Raw genomic sequence first — 24,809 nt, 5'->3', positions numbered from 1 at the left:
ATTCCTAGCGCACGATCGGTTGTGTAAGGGTCACCGACCGTACAATAGTTTGACGGCTTTTGCGATTTTCGCTACTTGTGCGGGGGTGCGTTCGAAGGTTGTCGAGGGCAGCAGCGACGGTCCACGTCGTACGGTCATCGCCTTTGCCCGACCGAACTCGCGCAGCCCGTCGTCCCCGTGGATCCGCCCGAAGCCGGACTCGCCCACCCCGCCGAAGGGCAGTGTGGACATACCGACGAAGGTCAGCGACGAGTTCACCGCCACCATCCCGGAGCGCAGCCGACCGGCGATCTCGACCGCCCGGCGCTTGCCGAACACCGACCCGCCGAGCCCGTACGGGACAGCGTTTGCCCTGGCCACGGCGGCGTCGGCGTCCTCGACCCGGCTGATGGTGAGGGTTGGTCCGAAGGTCTCCTCGCGAACCGCCAACGCATCCTCGGGCACGTCCACCAGGATGGTCGGCCGCACGTACGGGGGCTGCACCGCGTCCGCCCCACCGAGCACCGCGCGACCGCCCCGGGCCAGGGCGTCGTCGATGTGGCGACGGATCACGTCGAGCTGTCCGGGCATGGTGATCGGGCCGAGATGTGCCTCCGGTTCCGGCCCCACGGTGAGCTTCTCGGCCTTCGTCACCACCCTGCTTACGAAGTCGTTGTAGATGGCTTCCACCGCATAGACCCGTTCGATCCCGATACAGGTCTGGCCCGCGTTGGTCAGCGCACCCCAGACCGCCGCGTCCGCTGCGGCGTCCAGGTCGGCGTCGGCGTCCACGATCATCGCGTCCTTGCCGCCCGCCTCCAGCAGGACCGGCGTCAACGATTCGGCACACGCGGCCATCACCCTGCGGGCGGTCGCGGAGGATCCGGTGAACGCCACCTTGTCCACCCCGGCCCGGCAGAGCGCGGCCCCGACGTCGCCGAGCCCGTGCACCGACTGGAGCACCGGCTGCTCCGGCACCACCTCGGCGAAGCTGTCGACCAGCCACTGCCCGACCGCCGGGGTGTACTCGCTCGGCTTGAGCAGCACGGCGTTGCCGGCGGCCAACGCGTACGCCGTCGAGCCGATCGGGGTCAGCACCGGGTAGTTCCACGGGCCGATCACGCCGATCACCCCGTACGGCTGGTATTCGAGCCTGCCGGCGAACTCGGCGACGATCAGCCGCGAGCGGACCCGGCGGCGGCCGAGCACCCGTTTGGCGTTGCGGGCCGCCCAGTCGATGTGCTCGATGGCCGAGGCGATCTCGACGATCGCGTCCGCGACCGGTTTGCCGCCCTCGGCCTGCATCAGGGCGGCGAGTTCCTGGATCCGGTGGGCGAGCAGCGCGCGCCAGCGCAGCAGTCGCGCCCGACGCCCGGCGAAGTCCAGCCCGGCCCACCAGGCCGCGGCCGTACGCGCCCGGGACACCCGTTGGACCAGGTCCTCGGCGCTGGCCACGGGGAAGCGGCCCACCTGCGCCCCGGTTGCCGGGTGGGTGGAAACCAACTCACCGTGATCGATCACCGGTACGCCGGGACCATGCGGAGCCGTCATGTCGGAAGTCTAAACCTGAAAATTACTCACGGGTACGCTCCGCCGCCCACCGAACCGGTGACCCGAATTCACCCACCGGACGAACAAGTCCATCCTGCGGGTAATGGAGATGGGAGCCGCTCGATGTCAGGCTGGTGCCGTGCGCCAAGGGGGGCGCGGTGGCCGGCGCCCGGGGGGACGCCGGCCGCAGACGGACGGGTGCGGAGAGTCGATGTCGGACGAGTTGAATCTGCTGCCACTGCTGATGGTGGTCAACGGCCCGCTGCGGGGGGCGAGCTTCAGGTTGCGGCCGGGTACCCGCCGGATCGGCCGCGAGGAGGGCGTCGACATCGTGATCGACGACCGGAAGGTGAGCCGGCGGCATGCGACGGTCGAGTTGGCCGACGGCCGCGCCGTACTGACCGACTGTGGGTCGACCAACGGCACCTGGCACAACGACCAGCGGATCTCCCAGTTCAGGGAACTGCGCGACGGTGACCGGATCCGGGTCGGCAACGTCGAGCTGCGGTTCTTCGACCCGTCGGCGGCGCTGACCGATCCGGTCGGCGCTATCCGGTACACCCAGGCGTACCCGCCACCGCCGCTGCGGGCCGTCGACCAACCGGCCGCCGCCGCGCTCGGTGCCCCGACCCAGATGATGTCCACCGGACGCCGGTCCGGGCCGCTGCTCTGGATCTTCGGCGGGGGCGCCGTGCTGGCCGGCTGGGTGGCCTGGGCGTACCTGGTATTGAACTAGCAGATTTGTCCGGTTTGGGGCGACAGGGTGGGGCGGGTGGGGCCGCCATGTCGCTCCGGCCGGCTTATGTGGCGACGCCACACTGCAAGGTTCCGCGTACGGTGGCACCATCGCGGGGATGGAAACCGAACAGGTGAACATCACCGCCCGGGGCATCACCCAGAACGTGCTCGTCGCCGGGCCGGCGGACGGCAGCCCGGTCCTGCTGATCCACGGCAACTGCTCGTCCGCCGACTTCTGGATACCGCTGCTGCGCCACCTGCCGCCCACCCTTCGGGTGGTCGCACCCGACCTGCGCGGCTACGGCACGACCGAGACCGCGCCGCTGGACGCCACCCGTGGCCTGCGGGACTTCTCCGACGACGTGGCCGCGCTGCTCGACGCCCCCGGTCTGTTCGGCACCCCCGGCGCCCGGCCGGTGGTGGTGGCCCACTCGATGGGCGCCGGCGTCGCCATGCAACTGCTGGTCGACCACCCGGACCGGATCCGCGCGCTACTGCTGGAGTCGCCGCTGTCGCCTTACGGGTTCGGCGGCACCCGGGACCTGGACGGCACCCCGACCAGCGCCGACTTCGCCGGCACCGGGGCCGGCACGGCCAACGCCGACTTCGTCGCCCGGATCGCCGCCAAGGACCGGGGCGAGGACGCGCCGACCAGCCCGTGCAACGTCATGCGCACCGCGTACGTGGCGGATCCGGCGGCGTTCGGCGACGACGAGGACCTGCTGCTCGACAGCATGCTCAGCACCGCCATCGGCGAGGCGAACTACCCCGGCGACTCGACCACCACCGAAACCTGGCCCGGCGTCGGTCCGGGTGGCCGGGGCGTGCTCAACACCATGGCGCCAAACCACTTCCGGGTGGCCGACGAACTGGTCGCCGTCCCCGTCAAGCCACCGATCACCTGGGTACGCGGCGACACCGACGTGATCGTCTCGGACACCTCGCTGTTCGACCTGGCGTACCTCGGCTCGCTCGGCCTGGTCCCCGGCTGGCCCGGCGCCGACGCGTGCCCGCCCCAGCCGATGGTCGGCCAGACCCGGGCGGTGCTGGACCGCTACGCGGCGGCCGGCGGCACCTACCGCGAGGTCGTCTACCCCGAGTGCGGCCACTCGCCGCACGTCGAGCGCCCGGCCGACTTCGCCGCCGCCCTGCTGGACCTGATCCTGTGAGTGTCGCGGACGAGCCGGGCCGGGTGCCCTATGCGCGACGGAGCTTGCCGGTCGACGGCGGCGAGCTGACCGTCGGGGAGTGGGGGACCGGTGGCGACGGCCCGCTGCTGCTCGCCGTGCACGGGATCACCTCGTCCCACCTGGCCTGGGCGGTGGTCGGTGAACGACTCGGTGTCGACCACCGGCTGGTCGCCGTCGACCTGCGCGGGCGCGGCGGCAGCCGGGACCTGCCCGGCCCGTACGGCATGACCCGGCACGCGGCCGACCTGGTCCGGGTGATCGAGGCGTACGGCGGCGGCCCGGTGGTGCTGCTCGGCCACTCGATGGGCGGCTTCGTCGCCGTCGAACTGGCCCGGACCCACCCGGAACTGGTCCGGCGGCTGGTGCTGGTCGACGGCGGCGCCCTGCTGCCGGCCCCGCCCGGACTCGACGCCGGCGCGGACGAGCAGACCATCTCGGCGCTGATCTCGGCCACCGTCGGACCCGCGTTCGACCGGCTGACGAAGACCTTCCCGGACCGGGAGTCGTACCGGGCGATGTGGCGGCAGCACCCGTCCTTCGCCGACTGGACCCCGGCGGTCGAGCGCTACGTCGACTACGACCTGGTCGGCACCGCGCCCCGGCTGCACCCCGCCTGCCGGCTGGAGGCGGCCGTCCGTGACGCCCGCGACCAGTTCGCCTACCCCGGCGTCGCGCCGGAACCGCTGCCGGTGCCGGCGGTCTTCCTGCGGGCCCCCCGAGGCATGCTCGACGAGCCGGACAAGCCGCTCTACCCGGCCGGCTACGCCGCGCACTGGCTGCCCGCAGTGGTGGAGGAGACGGTGCCCGGTGTCAACCACTACACCATCGCCCTCGGTGACAGCGGCGCCGCCGCGATCGAGGCGGCCGTCCGTACCGGCGGCTGACCCGTACCTCGCCCGGTGGGTTCCCGGACCGGGTGGCCGTGGCAGACTCGCGCGCAGAACTTAGCGGCCGTTCACCCGACGGGCGGCCCGGAAGCGGTGGAGGCGGCTGTGGCACGCGAGATCGGCAGCGTCGGCGTCGTCGGCCTGGGCACCATGGGCGCCGGAATCGTCGAGGTGTTCGCCCGCAACGGCGTCGACGTACTCGCGGTGGAGATCTCCGAGGCGGCGCTGGAGCGCGGCCGGGTCACCCTGACCGGCTCCACCGACCGTGCGGTCGCCCGGGGCAAACTCGCCCCCGAGCAGCGTGACGCCCTGCTGCGCCGGGTCACCTTCGCCGTCGGACTGGCCGCGCTGGACGACGTCGACCTGGTCATCGAGGCGGTGCCCGAGCGGCTCGACCTCAAGCGGCGGCTCTTCGCCGACCTCGACCGGATCTGCCGGCCGGACACCATCCTCGCCACCAACACCTCCTCGCTGAGCGTCACCGAGATCGCGGTCGCCACCGGCCGGCCGGAGCAGGTCGTCGGCATGCACTTCTTCAACCCGGCGCCGGTGATGAAGCTGGTCGAGGTGATCCGGACCGTGGTCACCGCGCCCGAGGCGGTCGCCGACGTCGAGGCACTCTGCGCCCGGCTGGGCAAGGTCGGCGTCACCGTCGACGACCGGGCCGGCTTCATCGCCAACTCGCTGCTGTTCGGCTACCTCAACCAGGCCGTGGCGATGTTCGAGGCCCGGTACGCCACCCGCGAGGACCTCGACGCGGCGATGCGGCTCGGCTGCGGGCTGCCGATGGGGCCACTGGCCCTGCTGGACCTGATCGGCCTCGACACCGCGTACGAGATCCTGGACACCATGTACCGGCGCGGCGGACGGAACCGGCGGCACGCGGCCGTACCGCTGATCCGGCAGATGGTCACCGCCGGGCTGCTCGGGCGCAAGTCCGGCCGGGGGTTCTACACCTACGAGCGGCCGGGCTCGGCTGTTGTCGTACCGGACGATCTGACGCCGCCGGCGGTCGAGTCGGCGGCCGGCGACGCGGCACCGGGTGTCGTCGGCCTGGTCGGCTCGGGTCCGCTCGCCACCGCGCTGGCCGGGGTCTTCGCCGCCGCCGGCTACCGGGTGGTGGCGGTGTCCGGGGGCGAGGGGCCGGAACTGGACCGGCTGGCCGAGGTCGACCTGGTGGTCGAGGCGCTCGACGGCGAAGCGGCCGACCGACGGGCGCTGTTCACCCGGCTCGACGCTGTCTGCCGGCCCGCGACGGTGCTCGCCACCGCCGGCACCGGGCCGGTGATCGACCTCGCGATGGCGACCGGGCGCCCGGCCGACGTGATCGGGCTGCACTTCCCGTACCCGGCGGCGGACCGGCAACTGGTGGAGATCGTCCGGACCGTTCGTACCTCGGCGCGGGCCACCGCCGTCGGTCGGGCGGTCGCGCTGGCGCTCGGCCGCACCGGTGTGGTCTGCGCCGACCGGGCCGGGTTCGTCGTCGACGCGCTGCTGTTGCCGTACCTGAACGACGCGATCGGGATGCTTGAGGCGTCGTACGCGACCGCCGAGGACATCGACCACGCGATGCGGCTCGGCTGCGCGTACCCGGTCGGCCCGTTCGAACTGCTCGACCGGGTGGGACTCGACGTGGCGCTGGACCTCCAGCGGGGCATCTACCGGGCGGCGCGGGAGCCCGGACTGGCCCCCGCGCCGCTGCTGGAGCAGATGGTCACCGCCGGTTATCTCGGCCGGGGGAGCGGCCGGGGCTTCCGGGAGGGGACCGTCAGCTCTTGACCCGGATCGTCACCCCGGCGACGTCGTCCTTGCCGTCGACGGTGAGCCGGTAGACGAACTTGTCGGTCTGGGTGTGCTGGCCGTTCGGGGTGTAGAGGACCGTGCGACGGCTGGTGATCTGGAGCTTGCCGTACTTCGGCTGGGTCACGATGGTGATCTTCGTGTTGCTGGTGGCGAGGTCGTTCGCCAGCACCGCGATGTCCACCTTCTTGGTGCCCTTGGTCGAGGCCGCGTCGTCGTCGGCGAGCGGGGCCGCGCCGAAGCCGCCCGAACCGTTGCCGAGAAAGTGGGTGACCTCGCCGGTGGTGGTGTTGGTGGTTTTGACGTCCTGGATCCCGTCGCCGTTGGCGTCCAGCACGCTGATCCCCCAGTAGCTGTCGCCCCAGGTGTCCGCCTCCAGGTGGACCACCGCGCCGTTGTCGAGCACCACGACCACCCCGGTCTCGTACTCGCAGTCCCCGGCGTAGCTGATCGCCACGTCGGTGGCGCCGTTGCGGTTGAAGTCGGCCAGCACGTACGCGGGGTCCCAGCCGCACGTCCACCTGACCGGGCCGGGCACCAGTTGGCCGGAGGCGGTGTTCAGGTAGGTCAGGAAGCCGTCACCCTGGTCGGTCCACTGGTAGACGTCCTGGCGGCCGTCGCCGTTGAAGTCGGCCAGTCCGATGTAGCTGGGCTGGTAGATCGCGTCGAAGCCGGCGACCGGCTGGTAGTCGCGCAGCACCAGCAGGTCGCTCTCCGCGCCCGGCGGCCGGCCGTCGAACCAGGCCAGTACCAGTTCCGCCGTGCCGTCCCCGCCGAGGTCGACGACCACTCCCATGTCGGGGCAGTGGTCGTACTCGGTGGAGGGGGTGTCGTAGAGGTAGGTGGTGGCTGCGCCGTACCCGCCCGAACCGTTGCCGAGCGCGACCTGTACTCCGCAGTCGGTCGGTCCGCCGCCGGTCAGGACCGCCCGGTCGACGATGCCGTCGTCGTTCAGGTCGCCGTAGAGGGGTTCACCCTGATACCCGGCCAGGGCGGCCGGTGCCGCACCCGTAATGGCCATCGCCACCGCGACTGCCAGTACGGTGATCCGCTTCCTCCACATGACGTTTGCCTCCGCGTTTCGTGCCGGCCCGATGCCGGCGTGGTTGCCCGACGATGCCGGCCCGTGGACCGACTGCTCACAGACTGTGCCGGGTCGAACGCCGATCCGGAACGCGATGACGGTGATCTGTCTTTCGGCCTGACCAGCCGGTCAGCCGGGCATCAGCCGGCCGGACCGGTGGGCGCGTACGCGGTCTGCTCAGCTCGTGATCCGGACCGAGACCGTGGTGTCGGAACTGCGGCCGTGGTCGGTCAGCCGGTAGACGAACCGATCGGTCTTGCCGGGCTTGCTGCTCGGGGTGAAGACCACGGTCCGGTTGCTGGTGACCGTCACCTTGCCGTACCTCGGAGCGGTGACGATCGTGATCTTCGCCTGCTTGGTGGCGGCGTCGTTGGTGAGCACCGGGATGCTGGTCTTCTTGACGCGGCTGACGTCGGCCCTGTCCGCCACGGCCTTCGGCGTCTTGATGAAGCTGCCGTCGCCGTTGCCGATGAAGTACGTGAGTTCGCCGGTGAACGAATCCCTGGTCACCACGTCGAGGATGCGGTCGTCGTCGGCCTGCTGCACCTTGACCGTCCAGGTGTGGTCGCCGTACGGGTCGCCCTGTAGGTGCCAGGCCACCCCGTCGTCGCGGATCGCGACCACCCCGGAGAAGTAGTCCGCGCATCCCTCCACGTAGGCGATGACCACGTCCATCGCCCCGTTGCCGTTGAAGTCGGCCAGGCTGTACTGCGGGCGGCCGGAGCACCAGGCGACCGGGCCCGGGGTCAGGCCACCGTCCGGGGTGTTGAGGTAGGTGGCGAACCCGCTGCCCTGGTCCGTCCACTGGTAGACGTCCTGGCGGCCGTCGCCGTTGAAGTCGGCCAGCCCCATGAAGCTGGGCTGGAAAATCGCGTCGAAGCCGTTCGTGGGCTTGAAGTTCTTCAACACCAGCAGGTCGTGCTCGACCGGGTACGGGCGTCCGGCGAACCAGGCCAGGACGAGTTCGATGTCGCTGTCCCCGCCGAGGTCGACGGCCACCCCCAGGTCGGGGCAGTTGGCCTCCGGCCCACTCAACGTGAGGTACGGATACTCCGTCGGCGCCTGGTAGCCGCCACCGGACTTGCCGAGGCGTACCGAGACCGTGCAGTCGAGCAACGGGGCGCGGTCGGGGGACGGGGCGCTGTCGAGCGTGGCCAGGTCGACCAACCCGTCGCGGTTGAGGTCGCCGAACATCGGCTCACCCGGCCCCCCGGCCCAGGCATCGGGTGTCACCGCACCCAGAGCAGCCATGGTCGCCACCACGGCCACCACCGCTACACGCTTTCCCCACATGAAGATCTCCTCGCCACACGGGTCAACCCCCGCAGAGCCGACCTCTATTCATGGACGTTAGAGCCTTTATAAGGACAACCGGAACTTACTGACTGTGATCTGACATTCAGCTTGTGTCACGGATACAGGGCGTGTCGGTACATTCTGGCACCGCCCCGGGTGGCCCCGTATTGTTGCTGAACGTGAGCCCCCGTCGTAATCGACCCCGCGCCGAGGACGTCGCCCCGCTGGACGGCGACCGGGCCCGGCGCGGCGTCGAGGCAGTGCAGAGCTGGCGGGACGGCGACTGGCAGGTGCGTTCCATCACCGCCGGTGCCGCCGTCAAAACCTACCGTTGCCCCGGCTGCCAACAGGAGATTCCGCCCGGCACGCCGCACCTGGTGGCCTGGCCGGCCGACGGACGCGGCGACCTCACCGACCGCCGACACTGGCACAACGGCTGCTGGCGGGCCCGCGAGCGGCGTTCCCCCACCGTCGAACGCTCCCGCAGCGCCCCCCGGTACGGCTGAACGCCGCCGCGCCGGATCGGGGATCTTCGTCACCCTGGACCCGTCCCGGCTGACGCTACCGACCCTGTCGGGCCACACTTGACCGGTGAGCACAGCGATCCGCGCGTCGTCCATCCTGCCCGCCCGGCGGGACGAGATCGAACTGCACACCGCCGACGGGCTGCGCCTGGTCGGCGAGCTGGCCCTGCCGGCCGACCGGCCACCGGTCGCCACCCTGGTCTGCCTGCACCCGCTGCCCACCCAGGGCGGGATGATGGACAGCCACGTGCTGCGCAAGGCCGCCTGGCGACTGCCCGCCCTGGCCGATCTGGCCGTGCTCCGGTTCAACACCCGCGGCACGACCAGCGTGCAGGGCACCAGCGAGGGCGAGTTCGACAACGCCGTCGCCGAACGGTTCGACGTCGCGGCGGCGATCGAGTACGCCGAGTTCGCCGAACTGCCCGACATCTGGCTGCTCGGCTGGTCCTTCGGCACCGACCTGACCCTCAAGTACGGCTGCGACCCGGGCGTGACCGGGGCGATCCTGCTCTCCCCGCCGCTGCGCTTCTCCGTGGACGCCGACCTGGCCGTCTGGGCCGAATCCGGCAAGCCGGTGACCGCGCTGGTTCCCGAGTTCGACGACTACCTGCGCCCGGACGAGGCCCGCCGCCGGTTCGCGGCGATCCCGCAGGCCGAGGTGGTCGGCGTACCCGGTGCGAAGCACCTCTGGGTCGGCAACGCCGAGACCGTGCTCGACGAGGTGGTCCGGCGGGTCAACCCCGCCGTACCGGTGCCGCTGCCGTCCAACTGGGACGGACCGATGACCGTCGGCGACGCCAGCGCCTACGCCGACCGTACGGTGGCGGCGTTCGCCAACCGGCCGACCGATCAGACTCCCTGAGCCGAATCCGGCTCGACGACCTCCACCGTCGGCAGTTCCGCCCCCGGCGGCCAACCGGCCAGCCAGGTACGCCGCTGCGCCCAGACCTCGCGCCAGTAGCCGGCCCGGCCGGTCAGCCGGGCACCGGCGGCGCGTGCCGCCACGCCGGTGGCCAACAGCGCCCGTCCGGCCGCCGCGCGCCGCCGGGGCCAGCGCAACCGCAGGTACGTGGTCTTGCCGCGGAGCACCATGATCCGCTTGCCGACACCGGTCGAGGACGCCCCGCCGACGTGCACCACCCGTGCCTCGGGCACCAGCACCGGCGACGCCCCGAGCAGGGTGGCCCGGTGGCACAGGTCGATGTCCTCGCTGTACATGAAGTAGTCCGGCAGGAACCCGCCCAACTCCGCAAACAGCGACCGCTGCAACAGCAGCAGGCAACCGGACGCCGCCGGTACCGGCGCCGGCACCGAGCGGTCCAGTCCGGGCAGCTCCTCCGGGTTGAACAGCCGGGACCGGCGGAAGACGGTGGAGAGCCCGGTGGCGAAGCAGACGTACCCCCACAGCGACGGCAGGGCGAACGTCGACCGCCCGTCGTCGGTGTGATCGGCGTGCAGCGTACGGCCGGTGTAGACCCGGTGCTCCGGGTGCGCGTGGGCGTACCTGACGAACTCGCCGATGACGTCGCCGACCGGTTCGGTGTCCGGGTTCATCAGCAGTACCCAGGTACCCCGGGCGCGGGCCGCGCCGACGTTCACCGCCCGGCCGAAGCCGACGTTGCGGGCCAGCCGGACCACCCGTGCCTCGGGGAACTCCGCCTCCACCGCGTCCGCCGAACCGTCGGTGGACGCGTTGTCGACCACGATCACCTCGTACGAGCCGGACCGGCTCGCCGTACGCAGGGTGGCCAGGGCGCGCCGGATCAGGTCACGGGTCTGGTAGGAGACGATGACGACGCTGACCGCCGGGCTCATCGGGAGGCTCCTTCCGCCGGGGTACGGCTTGACTCGTCCCGACCCCAGCCCTGCTGGGTGGCGGTCCGCCGGGCGGCGACCCCGGCCAGCACGGTGAGCACCGCGTAGCAGACCCCGGCCGGCAGCAGCCACGGCCGGGGCAGCACCACGTCGACCAGCCAGGAGGCGCGTCGGGCCCGGCGTACGCGGGTGTCGGTGGCCCGCATGGCGGCGTTGCCGGCCCGGACCCGGCCGAGCCGGCGGAGCAGGTCCCGGGTCCGCCGGGGCGTCGCCACCACCGTGGTGACCGCCGGGATCTCCCGTTTCTCGCCCACCTCGAACAGCGAGTCCAGGAACAGGTCGTCGGCGATCAGGCCGGGGAACCGGTCGAAGCGGGCCCGTCCGGCGGCGGAGAGCACGATGGCGCCGCGGCCGAAGAGCGCGTCCCGGAAGGCGGGCAGCCGCGAGTTGACCGCGTAGTAGCCGCGTACCGCCAGCGGCCGGCCGGTGACGTCCAGCCGCCGGCTCGGCGCGGCGGCGAGCAGCGGGTCCCCGGACGCCGTACCGCCGGGGGTGCTGACCGCCGCGGCCAGGGTCCGGGCACCGGCCGCGGAGAGTTCGATGTCCGCGTCGAGGTAGATCCGGGGGAACCGGGTGGCGGTCGTGTCGCCCGCGTTCAGCGCCGCCGACTTGGACGCCTCGACCAGTTCCAGCACCCGTACGCCGGGCACCGCGCGGGCCACCTCGGCGGTCGCGTCGGTGCAGCCGTTGGCCACCACGAGCACCTCGAACTCGCCCGGGTCGGCGCCGTCGAGCAGCCGGTGCAGGCACCGGGGAAGCACAGCCGCCTCGTTGTGTGCGGCGATCACCACGCTGGTCACCAGGGTGCCCGTCCGGTCAGGGCGAGCCGGATCCGGCGGGTCACCGTACGGCGGCGCTTGCGCCAGCCCCGGTATTCCCGCAGGTCCAGCGAGGCGGCCTGGACCACCCGGGCCGAGTGCCGCATCTGTTCGGTCCACTCGGCGACCGTGGTGACCCCGGTCCGTTTCGCCGACAGCGGGCGGCGGGCCATGAAGTCCTCGTCGGTCAGGTAGATGGTGTTCGGGCTGCGCGGGTCGTCCATGTGGTCCTCCGGCAGGAACGGGTGGTACCAGCCGTTGACCCAGCCGAGCCGGGCCGCGCGCAGACACCAGGTGGTGAAGGTGTCCTGGTCGGCCAGCGGACCCACCTGGCGGACCACCTCGCGCTTGAGCAGGTATCCGCTGCCCTGCACCCAGTGGTTGCGCAGCAGTCGGTGCCCGCCCGGATAGCCGGCCAGCTTCGCGGCGACCAGGTTGTCGTCCACGTCCTCGTCCGGGAACCGCCAGGTGCCGATCACCCCGAACTGGGGTACGTCGTCGTGTGCCTGGCGCAGCGTGGAGAGCCAGACCGGGTCCGGCAGGCAGTCGTCGTCCACCTTGCTCAGGTAGTCGCCGGTCGCCTCCCGCCAGAGCCAGTTGGTCGGCTCACGCAGACCGGCGTTGACCTCGCTGTGGTGGAACCGGTGCACCTTCGGGTGGTCCCGGAACTCCGCGACCGCGTCGAGGGTGGCCCGGTCGGTGCCGTTGTGCCAGAGCCAGACCCGCGCGTCCGGCGGGCAGGTGCCGAGCAGGTGCGGCAGCGAGAGCCGGACGTACTCCGGCCGGTCGTACGTGATCATGAGAATGTCGATGCCTGTCACGCGTACACCTCGGTGGTTCGCTCGGTCATGACGCCCCGCTGGAGTTGATGCGTTCCGCCCGGCTCAGCCGCCACATCGCCCCGGCCAGGCCGAGCAGCACGTGCACGGTGATGAAGTAGGTGGTGAAGTAGAGCGCGTCGAAGGTGAACGCGGAGACGGCCGCCACCCCGATCGTCACGGCCAGCACGGCGGCCAGGTCCCGGTCGCGCTCGCTGGCGGCGAACCGGCGGACCCGGCCGGCGACCACGATGCCGGCCAGGAAGAAGACCGCCAACCCGACCACCCCGACAACGCCGGTGCTGACCAGCGTGACCAGCCACTGGTTGTCGAGCAACTGGTAGAGCTCGGGCAACCAGGTGCCGACCCCCCGACCGAACCAGAGCCGTTCCTTGATGTACGGCGCGACGAACGCGTAGTCCTCCAGCCGCCCCTGCACGCTCGGGTCGTTCTCCCCGGCGAACAGCAGTGCGCGCAGGGTGGCCAGCAGACCCGGCTTGCCGACCTGGATCAGCGCGGCGAGGAAGAACCCGATCACCAGTACGTTGAACGTGGTCCGCAGCGGCCAGACCAGGATGAACAGCAGGATCGCGGCGGCGAGTGCGAGCACCCCGGTCCGGGAGAGCGAGATCGGGATGACCGCTGCCTGGATCATGGCCAGGGTGCCGTAGATCTGCCGCCCGCGCCGGGTGTCCGAGAAGCGGGCGTAGTGGATCGCGACCACCAGCCCGATCACCATCAGCACGCTGAACTCGATGTAGTGCCCGGCCGTACCGGCGACCCGGACCAGCCCGCCGCCGCCCCGGGCGTCGAAGCCGATCAGGTCCTTCTGGAAGGTCAGCAGCGGCGGCAGCTTGAGGTACGTGGTGAAGTCGATCCGCAGGATGAACTGGGCCAGGGCGAACAGCGCCATCACCGTCGAGCCCCAGGCCAGCGCCCGAAGTACGTGGTCGACCCGTTCGCGGGTGAGCACCCCGTCGGCCGCCGCGAGCATCACGCCCGCCCCGGCCAACGCCATCAGGATGGTCCGGTCCGCGCTGTTCGCCTCCAGCACCGACATGCCCCGGGCCTCGCCGGCGATGTACGACATGCCCATGGTGGCCAGGTAGAACGCCAGCGCCCAGCGCATCGGCTGCTGACCACGGGTGACCAGGGTGGGGTGCAGTCGGCTCAGGCCCCACCAGACGATCAGGAAGAACCCGACGATCACGCCCGGTCGGCCGAGCGTCGTCAGCGGCGGGAAGATCAGCCGCGCGGGCAGCAGGTACGCGAGCAGGACCGAGCTGATCAGGACCGCGGTGGCGTCGGGAAAGTGGTGTACGCCGGGTGTGACCCCGTCGTACACGGTGGCGGATCGTCGCGAGGAAAGGTACGTGGGCACGTCATCCGCTCCGTCGGTACGTCATCGGGGCGTGGTTATTTGCCCGTGTCGTCGGTGGGACGGCGGACCGCCGTGAGCAGGATCGTGTCGTCGGACTGCGGTGCGCGGACGAAGTCCGCCGAGATCTGCGGCGGCACCCCGCCGGACCGGTCGCCGGCGCCCGAGTTCGAAGCGGGGTGGACCGGGGCACCGAAGTTGCTCACCACCTGGGTGGCGTCGGCGGAGTCCAGGCTGCCCTTTGGTCCGGGGGTCGGACGTCGGGCGGAACCGACGGTCGCCTGTCCGGCGTTCCAGGCCATCGACGGGCGTGCCCCGTGCCGGTCGGCGAGCCGGGCCCGGTTGCGTCGACGGACGATCGCGTCGTAGCCGACGGACGACGCGGCGGCGAGCAGCAGGCCGATCGCGATCACCACGATCTGGGCGCGCAGCACGTTGGACCGGGACTGGACGATGTTCAGGCCCGGGTCGAGCACCTGGGTGGTGATCTGCTCACCGGCCTTCGGCTTGTACTCGGCCTGTTTGCCGGCGACCTCCTCGCCGATCAGCTTGGTCACCGCGGTGACCGTGGCCAGCGCCTCGCCGTGGCTGGCGGCGGTCACGTCGATGGTCAGGATGGGACTGCGGTTGACCAGCCCGACCTCGTACTCGGTGTTGCCGCCGGCCGCCTCGACCTTGGTGCGGGCCTCGTGGGCGGAGATCGAGATCTGGACGGCCTGGGCCATCGCGTTCTCGCCGACCCGCAACCACGGGTTGCCCGGCTGGGGGTTGGCGTTCGACGCGGGCGCGGCCGGGCTGGTGGTCGGCGGTACCAGCAGGACCGCCGCCGAGGTCTTGTATTCGGGTTGGATCACGACACTGAGCGTGAAGGCAGCCGCGAGGGTCAGGACCACGACCGGGATCGTGACATACCATCGCCGAAACATGAGTTTCAGCAGGTCGAGAAGGTCCATCGATCGACCCCTTTGGGTGCGCGAACGGATGCGTCAGAGAAATGGCGAGGTTGTCCCGGACTCACGGGACCGCCTCTTTCGTACCATGCTGGGGCCCGGTCTGGCGCGTGGCATCCGTCCCGGTTTCGGGCGAAACCGAGTTGTAATGCACTGGATTGCGCCGAAGTAGCTGATCCCAGAGTCGGATGTAGGACTTCGCCTGGTGGTCCCAGGCTAGCTGCTCGGTGAACCGGCGCCGGGCCACCACGCTCATCGCGGCGCGGGCGGCGTCGTCGCCGAGCAGCTGGTCGAGGGCCTTGGCGAGTTCGTCGGGAGAGCCGGTCGGTACGTAGCTGGCCGCGTCCTCGGCGGTACGCCGGGTCTCCAGCAGGTCCACCGCGACTACCGGTAGGCCACGGGCGACGTATTCCACCGTCTTCGCCATCGTCGACAATTCGGCCATTCGGGTCGGCGGGTCCGGCTGAATGGCGATCGAAGCCGACCGCAAGAGCTTGTCGACCTCGTCGGCCTCCAGCCAACCGGTGAAGCTGACCACATCGGAGATACCGCGCTGACTGACCAACTGGCGTAGCTCGGGCAGGCTGTCGCCGTCGCCGGCCACCACCAGCTGCCAGTCCTCGTTGCCGCGCAGCCCGACCAGCCGTTCGGCGGCCAGCACGGCCGCGTCGACGTGGTCCTGCGGATTGATGACGCCGAGGTAAACGATGGTGTGGCGGCTCGGTGCGTCGGTCGCCGGAACCTTGCCGTCGGACCCGACCTCGGCCAGCGTGGGTCCATTGCGGACCACCACCACCCGCTCCGGATCGCAGCCGCCCCGACCGATGGCCAGCTCGCGGTACGACTCGTTGGTCGAGACCACGGCCGACGCGCAACGCCAGGAGAGTTTCTCGAACAGCCGCAGGATGCGCAGTACGGCCGGCCGGTGCGGACCCGGCTTGCACTCGTACAACTCGGGGCTCAGGTCGTGGTGGTCGAAGACGAACGGCCGGCCGAGCGCCCGCATCAGGAGGGCGAGTGGCCAGAACACGTCCGGGGGGTTGCACGCCTGCACGGCGTCGACCCGGCCGCGCAGCATCACTCCGAGCAGTCGGGTGGTGACCGCGATCAGGGCCCAGGCGAACTCGGCGGCGAAGGAGAGCACCCCGGAACCGGCCAGCGGCTGGGGGAAGGACCGGATCGCGGTGCCCGCGGATCCGGGCAGGTGGGTCAACCGCCCCGGGCCGCGTGGGCAGATCACGGTGACGCGGTAGCCGGCGGCTTCCAGCGCCAGGCACTCCCGGATCACCCGGCGGTCCCGTTCGACGGGCAGGTTGACCACCACGATGACGACGTGTGGGCGTGGGCTGGCCATCCCCGACTCCGATCCGCGCAGCTCGGACGACGTTTCCGACGGACGGCCGTGGCGTGTGGACGCCGCGACCGGAAGTTCCCCGGATACCGGGACACCGTTCTACCGAAACATTTCCCTATCTGCGGGAGATGGGCAAGCAGCGGCGATTCGCGAGTGATGTCGACTTAATTACAAGGCGGAGGCCGATCGGCCGATTGCTCTTTCATGCGTTCATCCGGACTTCATCAGTACGTACGGACCGGGTCGTCCCCTGGCGTCCGGCCATCGATTCCGGGCCGGCCTGCTGAAACGGCCGTCGCCGCGAAAGCGCCGGTCAGTCGGTCGGAGTCGGAAGTCGGAGAGGGCATTTGTAAATGTTGATGGGATGGCTACCCTGTGCCTGCGGTCGCTCGGCTGGCACCGGACGAACGCACGCGGTACGCGGCCCGCGTACTCCGGTGGGGGTGTGGGGAGGGGTGCGATGACGCGTCTGCGTCGAGTCATGCGACTGGCCCTGGTGGGGGCTCTGCTGGGCAGCGTGCTGGCACCGTTGCGGGCAACCGTGGCGGAGGCGGTCACGCTGCCCAGCGGATTCCAGGAACAGATCGTGTTCACCGGGCTCAATCAGCCGACGAACATCGAGTTCGCCCCGGACGGGCGGATCTTCGTGGCGGAGAAGGGCGGCCGGATCAAGGTCTTCGACGACCTGGCCGACCCGACGGCCACCGTCTTCGCGGATCTTTCCACGAACGTACACAACCAGTGGGACCGGGGCCTGCTCGGCCTGGCGCTGCCACCGGACTTCCCGACCACCCCGTGGGTGTACGTGCTCTACACCTACGACGCGCCGCCCGGCCAGACCGCCCCGGTCTGGAACGACACCTGCGGCGACGCCAACAACGGCCGCTGCGTCGTCACCGGCCGGCTGTCCCGGTTGCAGGCCAACGGCAACGTGATGACCGGTACCGAACAGGTGCTGATCCACGACTGGTGCCAGCAGTACCCCAGCCACTCGGTCGGCGACCTGCGCTTCGGCGCGGACGGCATGCTCTACGCCAGCGCGGGCGACGGTGCCAGCTTCAGCGCCACCGACTACGGCCAACTCGGCAATCCGGTCAACCCGTGCGGCGACCCGCCGGGTGGGGCGATGACCCCGCCGACCGCCGAGGGCGGCGCGCTGCGCGCCCAGGACGTACGGACCACCGGTGACCCGACCGGCCTGGACGGCACGGTGATCCGGCTGAACCCGACCACCGGTGCCGCCGCCGCGGGCAACCCGCTGAGTTCCTCGCCCGACCTGAACGCGCGCCGGATCGTCGGGCAGGGGGTGCGTAACCCGTTCCGGTTCACCATGCGCCCCGGCACCAACGAGGTGTGGCTCGGCGACGTCGGCTGGAACGTCTGGGAGGAGATCGACCGGTTGGCCGACCCGACCGGGGGCGTGACCAACTTCGGCTGGCCCTGCTACGAGGGCGCCGGCCGGATGTCGAGCTACGACAACGCCAACCTGAACCTCTGCGAGACGCTCTACTCCGGCGCCGGCCAGACCACGCCCTACTACACGTACAACCACAGCGCGGCCGTGGTGCCGGGGGAGAACTGCGCCGCCGGTGGGGACGCCATCTCCGGTCTGGCGTTCTACCCGACCAGCGGCGGCAACTACCCGGCCGCGTACGCCGGTGCGCTGTTCTTCGCCGACTACTCGCGCAACTGCATCTACGCCATGCGCCCGAGCACCCCGGGCGGGCTGCCCAGCCCGACCAACATCGAGGCGTTCGGCCAGGCCGCGGCGAACCCGACCGACCTGGCGATCGGTCCGGGCGACGAGCTCTACTACGTCGACCTGGGCGGCGGCACGGTCCGGCGGATCCGCTACTTCCCCGGCAACCAGCCGCCGACCGCGGTGATCGCCGCCCAGCCCACCTCGGGCACCGCGCCGCTGACGGTCGCCTTCGACGGCACCGGCTCCACCGACCCGGACCCGGCGGACGAGGGCCGGCTGACCTACAAGTGGGACTTCACCGACGACGGCACGGTCGACGCCACCACCCCGACCGCCAGCTTCACCTACCCCGGCACCGGCACGCGCACCGCCCGGCTGACCGTCACCGACACGCTCGGCGTCTCGGCCAGCACGACCGTGACCATCCAACCGGGCAACAGCGCACCGACCGCGGTGCTGGACTCCCCGATCGCCGGGACCACCTGGAAGGTGGGCGACACGCTCAGCTTCGCCGGCCACGCCAGCGATCCGCAGCAGGGCTCGGTACCGGCGGCGGGGCTGCACTGGCGGCTGCGGATGGAGCACTGCGAGTCGGTGGGCAACTGCCACACCCACCAGCTCCAGGAGTGGACCGGGGTGGCGTCCGGCTCGTTCGTGGCGCCGGACCACGAGTACCCGTCGTACCTGGAACTGGAACTCACCGCCACGGACACCGACGGGCTGTCCGACACGGTGGTCCGCCGGCTCGACCCGCAGACGGTCGACCTGACCTTCGCCAGCAACCCGGCCGGGCTCCAGCTCAGCGTCGGGGCGACGGCCGGGACCACCCCGTTCACCCGTACGGTGATCGTCGGCTCGACCAACACGGTCAGCGCGCCGAGCCCGCAGAGCGCCAACTCGCAGACGTACACGTTCGCGAACTGGTCCGACGGCGGCGCGGCGACCCACGTGATCACCGCGCCGGCCGGTCCGACCACCTACACGGCGGCGTACACCGGCGCCGCGGGCTGCGCCGACAGTTTCGGCTACACCTGCACCACGACCACCGGCCGCCCGTTCGAGCCGGCCGACGACGCGGTGCTCCCGTTGACCGGTGACGAGGGGGTCGCCCAGGTCAACCTGCCGTTCGGCTTCCCGCTGTACGGCCAGACGCACGGTACCGCCTGGATCTCGACCAACGGCTTCCTCTCCTTCGTCGACCCGACATCGGCGGCGCCGGTGAACACGCCGGTGCCGGGCGCCGCCCCGCCGAACGCCGCGATCTACCCGTTCTGGGACGACCTCGTGCAACGGGCCGACTCGACCGTGCGTACGGCGGTGCGCGGCACGGCACCGAACCGCCGCTACGTGGTCGAGTGGCGCAACAGCGGCCTGTACGGCTCGTCCTCGGCCCGGGTCACCTTCGAGGCGGTGCTCAGCGAGCAGGGTGAGATCACCTTCAGCTACGCCGACCTGGCCGCGAACGGGCGGGAACAGGGTGACTCCGCGACCGTGGCGATCGAGGACGCCGCCGGTGCGGTGGCGCTGAGCCACTCCACCGACCAGCCGGTGTTGCGCAACGGCACCTCGGTGGTCTTCACCCCGCCGGGCGGCACTCCGCCGCCGACCACCGGCACCGTCGGTGGCGTGGTGACGGCGCTGGGCACCGGGCTGCCGGTGGCCGGTGCGACGGTCAAGCTCACGCCCGGCGGGCGGACGGCGACCACCGGGCTGAACGGCTCCTACAGCCTGGCCGGGGTGACGCCGGGCAGCTACACCGTCTCCGGCTCGGCCCTCGGTGGCCTGCTCAACGGCTCGACCCCGGTCACCGTCACGGCCGGCGGTACGCACACCGCGAACCTCTCCCTCACCCTGCTGCTCGGCGAGGAGGGCGGGTACGCGAAGTCGACCGAGAGCCGGCCGTTCGTGCCGGCGGAGGGTTCGCTGGTGCCGTTGACCGGTGACGACTCGGTGGCCCAGGTGGCGTTGCCGTTCCCGTTCACCTTCTACGGCCAGCCGTACAGCTCGGCCTGGGTGTCCAGCAACGGGTTCCTCTCCTTCAACGATCCGAGCGGGCCGCAGCCGCTCAACACGGCGGTGCCGGACGCGGCGGTGCCGAACGCGGCGCTGTACCCGTTCTGGGACGACCTGGTGATCCGGGCCGACACCACGATCCGGACCGCGGACATCGGCACCGGTCCAGACCGGAAGTTCGTGCTGGAGTGGCGCAACGTCGGAATGTACGGGTCGGCCTCGGCCCGGATCACGGTGGAGGCGGTGCTTTCGGTGGACGGCGAGATCGCGTTCAACTACGCGGATCTCGCCGGCACGAAACCGGCCGAGTTGGGTGGCGGCGCGACGGTCGGAATCGAGAACCCGGCCGGTACGTCGGCAATCCAACACTCGCTCGACCAGCCGACGCTGGCCAACGGTACCGCCGTCGTGTTCCGCCCGGCCGCCTGACCGAATCCTCGGCGGACGATGGTTGATCGGCCGACCAGGGCAGCTGACCGTTCGTTAAGTCGATCCGGTTGGCTACCCTCGGCGGTCGGCGACCTGACAGCCCCGCGCGATTCGTTCCGGTAATTCTGAGACGGCACCATTTCGACGGTTAGCGGGTTGATGACGGTGGTCGTCGGAACGGATGCGCGGCGACCCGCGCTGCGGCGGGTCGGCGGTGGCAGTGGGGCCACCTGCCTGGCCGGGCGCCGGGACCGGCCGAGGTCGGCGGGGTCCAGAAGTTTCGGACCCGGTCGGACTGGAGAACCCGGAAGTCACGTAGGCGTGCCAGCAACAACACGCTAAGTGATGTGCGAGGCGATGCGGACGGCCCGGCCGGACCGTCCACATCGGACGGCGTCGACCGCCGTTCTCGATAGAGTGACCCGGTCCCAAGTGGAACCGTCTTCCGTGCGGGTCGATCGGACGATGCAGTTCGGCTGACCGGGTGCCATTTCAGGCCGTCAAGGGGGCCGAAAAACCGTTCCCGACTGACAGCCTGACGGCGACACCCCCATGCGCTGATTCGGTGTCCGCCGGTAGTTTCCGCGGACACTCCGGTACCGCGCCGTGAGATAGGAGAGCAGTGATGCCGAAGCTATTGCGGCGCGCACTGTCAATGGTGTTAGCGCTGGCCCTGAGTTTACCCGTGGTGACCGGCCTGCTACTCGGTGCCGACAAGCCCGCGGCGGCAATTCCGCCGGGATTCACCGAACAGGTGGTATTCACCGGGCTGACCCGACCGACCAAAGTGGTCTTCTCACCGGACGGACGGGTCTTCATCGCCCAGAAGAACGGGCAGATCAAGGTCTACGACAGCACCTCCGACACCACCGCCACGGTCTTCGCCGACCTGCGGGCCAACGTCTACGACTACGAGGACTTCGGTCTGATCGGCCTGGCCCTGCCACCGAACTTCCCCGCCGACCCGTACGTCTACGTCAGCTACAGCTACGACGGCGTGATCGGCGGCAGCGCCCCGACGTACAACGACACCTGCCCGGTCACCGGCAACTGCGTGTCCAGCTCCCGGGTCTCCCGGCTGCGGGCCAACGGCGACGTGATGACCGGAACCGAGCAGGTGCTGCTGCACGACTGGTGCCAGCAGATCGAGTCGCACTCGATCGGCGACCTCAACTTCGGCCCGGACGGCGCGCTCTACGTCGCCGGCGGCGAGGGCGCCTCGGCCACCTTCACCGACTACGGCCAGGCCGGCAACCCGACCAACCCGTGCGGCGACCCGCCGGCACCGGCCGGCGGCGCGCAGACCCCGCCCACCAGCGAGGGCGGCGCACTGCGCTCCCAGGACATCCGCACCTCCGGCGACCCGACCGGGCTCTCCGGCACCCTGGTCCGGATCAACCCGGCGACCGGCGCGGCGATGCCGGACAACCCGCTGGCCAACAGCACCGACCCGAACAACCGGCGGATCCTCGCCCACGGGCTGCGCAACCCCACCCGGTGGACGTTCCGGCCCGGCACCAGCGACGTCTGGATCGGCGACGTCGGCTGGCGTACCTGGGAGGAGATCAACCGGATCCCGAACCCGGCCGCCGGACCGCTGCGCAACTACGGCTGGCCCTGCTACGAGGGCAACGGGATGCAGGGCGGCTACAACTCGGCCAACCTCACCCTCTGCGAGAGCCTCTACAGCGCACCCGCCGGCACCGTCACCCCGCCGTACTACACGTACGCGCACAGCCAGGTGGTGGCACCCGACGACGGCTGCTCGACCGGTGGCTCGGCCCCGTCCGGCATCGCCTTCTACCCGGCCACCGGCGGCAACTACCCGGCCGCGTACGCGGGCGCGCTGTTCTTCGCCGACTACTCCCGCGAGTGCATCTGGGCCATGCGCGCCGGTGCCAACGGCGAGCCCGACCCGGCCAGCATCATCCCGTTCTCCAACACCGTCTCCGGCCCGGTCGACCTGAAGATCGGCCCGGACCAGGACCTCTACTACGTCGACCTGACCGGCGGCACCGTCCGCCGCTTCCACTACAGCTCGGGCAACCAGCCGCCGGTCGCGGCGATCAGCGCCAACCCGGTCTCCGGCAACGCGCCGCTGCGGGTGAACTTCGACGCGACCGGCTCGACCGACTCCGACCCCGGCGACATCCTCAGCTACCAGTGGGACTTCACCAGCGACGGGACCTTCGACGCCACCGGTGCCACGACCAGCTACACGTACTCCACCGTCGGCACGTACACGGCGCGGTTGCGGGTGTCCGACATCGGCGGTTCCAGCGACATCGAGACGATCCAGATCAGGGTCGGCACCAACGCGCCGGTACCGGTGATCGACTCGCCCGCCAACTCGTTCAACTGGCAGGTGGGGCAGACCGTCACCTTCTCCGGGCACGCCAGCGACCCGCAGGAGGGCAACCTGGGGCCGGCGGCCCTGCACTGGGAACTGATCAACCGGCACTGCTACGCGGCCGACAACTGCCACACCCACCCGGTGCAGAACGTGACCGGGGTGGCGTCCGGCTCCTTCACCGCACCGGATCACGAGTTCCCGTCGTACCTCGAACTGATCCTGACCGCGACCGACAGCGGCGGTCTGACCGGAAGCACGACGGTCCGCCTCGACCCGCGCACGGTCAATCTCAACCTGGCCAGCAGCCCCAGCGGGCTGACCCTGAACGTCAACGGCGCGGACGTCGTCACCCCGGCGACCCGGCAGGTCATCGTCGGCTCGACGAACACGGTGAGCGCGCCGACACCACAGGCGGTCGGCGCCTCGACCTTCGACTTCGACCGCTGGTCGGACAACGGCGCCCGGACCCACGTGGTGACCGCACCGGCGACCGCCACCACCTACACCGCTACCTACACAGCCGACTACGGCGGCGGAGACTGCGGTGACACCTTCGGCTACACCTGCGCCACCGCCACCGGCCGGGCGTTCGTGCCGGTCGACGGCGCGGTGCTGCCGCTGACCGGGGACGAGGGGATCACCCAGGTCACGCTCCCGTTCCCGATCCCGTTCTACGGGCACAGCTACACCAGTGCCTGGGTCGACGTGAACGGCAAGATCTCGTTCACCGATCCCGGACCGATCCCCTCGGGCGTCAACTCGCCGATACCGGAACCGGTCGCGCCCAACGCCTCGATCTACCCGTTCTGGGACGACCTGTTCGCGCGGGCCGACTCCAGCGTGCGGACCGGCGTGATCGGCACCGCACCGAACCGCCAGTTCGTGGTCGAGTGGCGCAACAGCGGCATGTACGGCTCGTCGTCGGCCCGGGTGACCTTCGAGGCGCTCATCTCCGAGACCGGGCAGATCACCTTCAACTACGCCGACCTGGCCAACACCAAGCCGGCCGAGCTGGGCGGTGGCGCCACCGTCGGCATCGAGAACGCCGCCGGCACGGTCGCCACCCAGTACGGCATCAACCAGCCGTTGCTGGCCAACGGCAAGGCGGTCATCTTCACCCCGCCGAACGGCGGTCCCCCGGCCGAGCCGGAGCCGCCGACCACGGGCACCGTCACCGGCACGGTGACCAGGGCAGCCGGCGGTACGGCGGTCGCGGGTGCGACGGTCACCCTGTCACCGGGCGGCCGGACGGCCACCACCGCGGCGAACGGGACGTACACGCTGACCGGGGTGACGCCGGGCACGTACACGGTTGCCGGCACCGCCACCGGTGACCTGACCGGGTCGGGTCCGGTGACCGTGGTCGCCGGCAGCACCCACACGGTCAACCTGGCGCTGAACGCGCCCCCGCCGCCGGAGGAGCCCCCGCCGGGCGGCGACGGCGACTACACCAAATCGACCGAGACCAGGGCGTTCGTCCCGGCCGACGGAACCGTGCTACCGCTGACCGGCGACGACGCGGTGGGCGAGGTGACCCTGCCGTTCGCCTTCCCGTTCTACGGGCAGACGTACGCCTCGGCCTGGGTGTCCAGCAACGGGTTCCTCTCGTTCGTCAACCCGAGCGGAGCCCAACCGGAGAACGCGGCGCTGCCGAGCGTGGCGCTGCCGAACGGAGCGGTGTACCCGTTCTGGGACGACCTGGTGATCCGCGCCGACACCACGATCCGAACCGCCTCCCTCGGTACGGGCACCAACCGCCGGTTCGTGGTCGAGTGGCGCAACATCGGCATGTACGGGTCGTCGTCGGCCCGGATCACGGCCGAGGTGATCCTCTCGGTCAACGGCGAGATCGCCTTCCACTACGCCGACCTGGCCACAACAAAGCCGGCCGAGCTGGGCAGCGGCGCCACCGTCGGGATCGAGAACCCGGCCGGTACCGCAGCCTTCCAACACTCGTACAACCAACCGATCCTGCTCAACGGCCAGGCGATCGTCTTCCGCCCCGAGTAGACCCCAACAGGTACGGCGGAAGGGGCCCCTCCGATGGATCGGAGGGGCCCCTTCCGCCGT

General features: G+C 70.9%; 17 protein-coding genes. 8 read left to right on the top strand and 9 right to left on the bottom strand.

The features are described from left to right. Positions 1-30: 30 nt before the first annotated feature. Positions 31-1,530 (bottom strand): aldehyde dehydrogenase family protein, encoded by a 1,500-nt coding sequence (locus OG792_RS28060; protein WP_329103888.1) that lies wholly within the window; start codon positions 1,528-1,530, stop codon positions 31-33. A gap of 211 nt (positions 1,531-1,741) precedes the next feature. On the opposite strand from OG792_RS28060, the gene OG792_RS28055 reads away from it, so the two are divergent. The 4 genes from OG792_RS28055 (at position 1,742) to OG792_RS28040 (ending at position 6,124) form a co-directional block, all read left to right on the top strand. Further along, positions 1,742-2,266, top strand: coding sequence for an FHA domain-containing protein (locus OG792_RS28055; protein WP_329103886.1), 525 nt, complete (start codon positions 1,742-1,744; stop codon positions 2,264-2,266). 118 nt (positions 2,267-2,384) lie between these two features. After that, complete coding sequence (locus tag OG792_RS28050) at positions 2,385-3,437, top strand: alpha/beta hydrolase (protein WP_329103884.1); 1,053 nt, start codon at positions 2,385-2,387, stop codon at positions 3,435-3,437. Continuing rightward, positions 3,434-4,342, top strand: a complete 909-nt coding sequence (locus OG792_RS28045; RefSeq protein WP_329103882.1) for an alpha/beta hydrolase — start codon at positions 3,434-3,436, stop codon at positions 4,340-4,342. The genes OG792_RS28050 and OG792_RS28045 overlap by 4 nt, the downstream gene beginning before the upstream one ends. Before the next feature lie 108 nt (positions 4,343-4,450). Continuing rightward, positions 4,451-6,124, top strand: coding sequence for a 3-hydroxyacyl-CoA dehydrogenase family protein (locus tag OG792_RS28040; protein WP_329103880.1), 1,674 nt, complete (start codon positions 4,451-4,453; stop codon positions 6,122-6,124). On the opposite strand, the gene OG792_RS28035 is transcribed toward OG792_RS28040, so the two are convergent. Both OG792_RS28035 and OG792_RS28030 read right to left on the bottom strand, forming a co-directional pair. Continuing rightward, on the bottom strand, positions 6,114-7,208 hold the full coding sequence (locus OG792_RS28035) for an FG-GAP-like repeat-containing protein (RefSeq protein WP_329103878.1): 1,095 nt from the start codon (positions 7,206-7,208) through the stop codon (positions 6,114-6,116). The two genes, OG792_RS28040 and OG792_RS28035, sit on opposite strands and share 11 nt — an antisense overlap. A 198-nt stretch (positions 7,209-7,406) precedes the next feature. Further along, positions 7,407-8,522, bottom strand: coding sequence for an FG-GAP repeat domain-containing protein (locus OG792_RS28030; RefSeq protein WP_329103876.1), 1,116 nt, complete (start codon positions 8,520-8,522; stop codon positions 7,407-7,409). Positions 8,523-8,704: 182 nt separating this feature from the next. On the opposite strand from OG792_RS28030, the gene OG792_RS28025 reads away from it, so the two are divergent. Both OG792_RS28025 and OG792_RS28020 read left to right on the top strand, forming a co-directional pair. Further along, a complete protein-coding gene (locus tag OG792_RS28025) occupies positions 8,705-9,031 on the top strand; it encodes a hypothetical protein (protein ID WP_329103874.1) in 327 nt (108 codons plus the stop codon). Positions 9,032-9,116: 85 nt separating this feature from the next. Next, complete coding sequence (locus tag OG792_RS28020) at positions 9,117-9,911, top strand: alpha/beta hydrolase (RefSeq protein WP_329103872.1); 795 nt, start codon at positions 9,117-9,119, stop codon at positions 9,909-9,911. On the opposite strand, the gene OG792_RS28015 is transcribed toward OG792_RS28020, so the two are convergent. From OG792_RS28015 to OG792_RS27990, 6 genes are all read right to left on the bottom strand, one after another. Next, a complete protein-coding gene (locus OG792_RS28015; RefSeq protein ID WP_329103870.1) occupies positions 9,899-10,864 on the bottom strand; it encodes a glycosyltransferase family 2 protein in 966 nt (321 codons plus the stop codon). The genes OG792_RS28020 and OG792_RS28015 overlap by 13 nt on opposite strands. Beyond that, complete coding sequence (locus OG792_RS28010) at positions 10,861-11,724, bottom strand: glycosyltransferase (RefSeq protein WP_329103868.1); 864 nt, start codon at positions 11,722-11,724, stop codon at positions 10,861-10,863. Before OG792_RS28010 ends, OG792_RS28015 begins: the two co-directional genes overlap by 4 nt. Beyond that, positions 11,721-12,563 (bottom strand): glycosyltransferase, encoded by an 843-nt coding sequence (locus tag OG792_RS28005; protein ID WP_329103866.1) that lies wholly within the window; start codon positions 12,561-12,563, stop codon positions 11,721-11,723. Before OG792_RS28005 ends, OG792_RS28010 begins: the two co-directional genes overlap by 4 nt. A gap of 25 nt (positions 12,564-12,588) precedes the next feature. Next, positions 12,589-13,941, bottom strand: a complete 1,353-nt coding sequence (locus tag OG792_RS28000) for an O-antigen ligase family protein (protein WP_329103864.1) — start codon at positions 13,939-13,941, stop codon at positions 12,589-12,591. A gap of 35 nt (positions 13,942-13,976) precedes the next feature. Next, positions 13,977-14,891: a Wzz/FepE/Etk N-terminal domain-containing protein gene (locus OG792_RS27995; protein ID WP_329103862.1), complete on the bottom strand. Its 915-nt coding sequence runs from the start codon at positions 14,889-14,891 to the stop codon at positions 13,977-13,979. 61 nt (positions 14,892-14,952) lie between these two features. After that, positions 14,953-16,242, bottom strand: coding sequence for a glycosyltransferase family 4 protein (locus OG792_RS27990; protein WP_329103860.1), 1,290 nt, complete (start codon positions 16,240-16,242; stop codon positions 14,953-14,955). A 460-nt stretch (positions 16,243-16,702) separates the two neighbouring features. Here OG792_RS27990 and OG792_RS27985 point away from each other — a divergent pair, with 460 nt between their 5' ends. Together OG792_RS27985 and OG792_RS27980 are read left to right on the top strand one after the other, a co-directional pair. Next, entirely contained in the window at positions 16,703-20,386 is a 3,684-nt protein-coding gene (locus tag OG792_RS27985; protein ID WP_329103858.1) for a PQQ-dependent sugar dehydrogenase, read from the top strand. Between the two features lie 625 nt (positions 20,387-21,011). Further along, positions 21,012-24,749: a PQQ-dependent sugar dehydrogenase gene (locus tag OG792_RS27980; protein WP_329103856.1), complete on the top strand. Its 3,738-nt coding sequence runs from the start codon at positions 21,012-21,014 to the stop codon at positions 24,747-24,749. Positions 24,750-24,809 lie beyond the last annotated feature (60 nt).

This window comes from Micromonospora sp. NBC_01699 (assembly GCF_036250065.1).
Taxonomy (GTDB): Bacteria; Actinomycetota; Actinomycetes; order Mycobacteriales; family Micromonosporaceae; genus Micromonospora_G.
Note: the sequence above shows the minus strand (reverse complement) of the source record. Positions and strands in the feature narration are given on the sequence as shown.

Coding starts and splice junctions, on each gene's coding strand:
- OG792_RS28060 (WP_329103888.1), bottom strand. CDS start 1,530: ATGACGGCTCCGCATGGTCCCGGCGTACCGGTGATCGATCACGGTGAG.
- OG792_RS28055 (WP_329103886.1), top strand. CDS start 1,742: ATGTCGGACGAGTTGAATCTGCTGCCACTGCTGATGGTGGTCAACGGC.
- OG792_RS28050 (WP_329103884.1), top strand. CDS start 2,385: ATGGAAACCGAACAGGTGAACATCACCGCCCGGGGCATCACCCAGAAC.
- OG792_RS28035 (WP_329103878.1), bottom strand. CDS start 7,208: ATGTGGAGGAAGCGGATCACCGTACTGGCAGTCGCGGTGGCGATGGCC.
- OG792_RS28030 (WP_329103876.1), bottom strand. CDS start 8,522: ATGTGGGGAAAGCGTGTAGCGGTGGTGGCCGTGGTGGCGACCATGGCT.
- OG792_RS28015 (WP_329103870.1), bottom strand. CDS start 10,864: ATGAGCCCGGCGGTCAGCGTCGTCATCGTCTCCTACCAGACCCGTGAC.
- OG792_RS27995 (WP_329103862.1), bottom strand. CDS start 14,891: ATGGACCTTCTCGACCTGCTGAAACTCATGTTTCGGCGATGGTATGTC.
- OG792_RS27990 (WP_329103860.1), bottom strand. CDS start 16,242: ATGGCCAGCCCACGCCCACACGTCGTCATCGTGGTGGTCAACCTGCCC.
- OG792_RS27985 (WP_329103858.1), top strand. CDS start 16,703: ATGACGCGTCTGCGTCGAGTCATGCGACTGGCCCTGGTGGGGGCTCTG.
- OG792_RS27980 (WP_329103856.1), top strand. CDS start 21,012: ATGCCGAAGCTATTGCGGCGCGCACTGTCAATGGTGTTAGCGCTGGCC.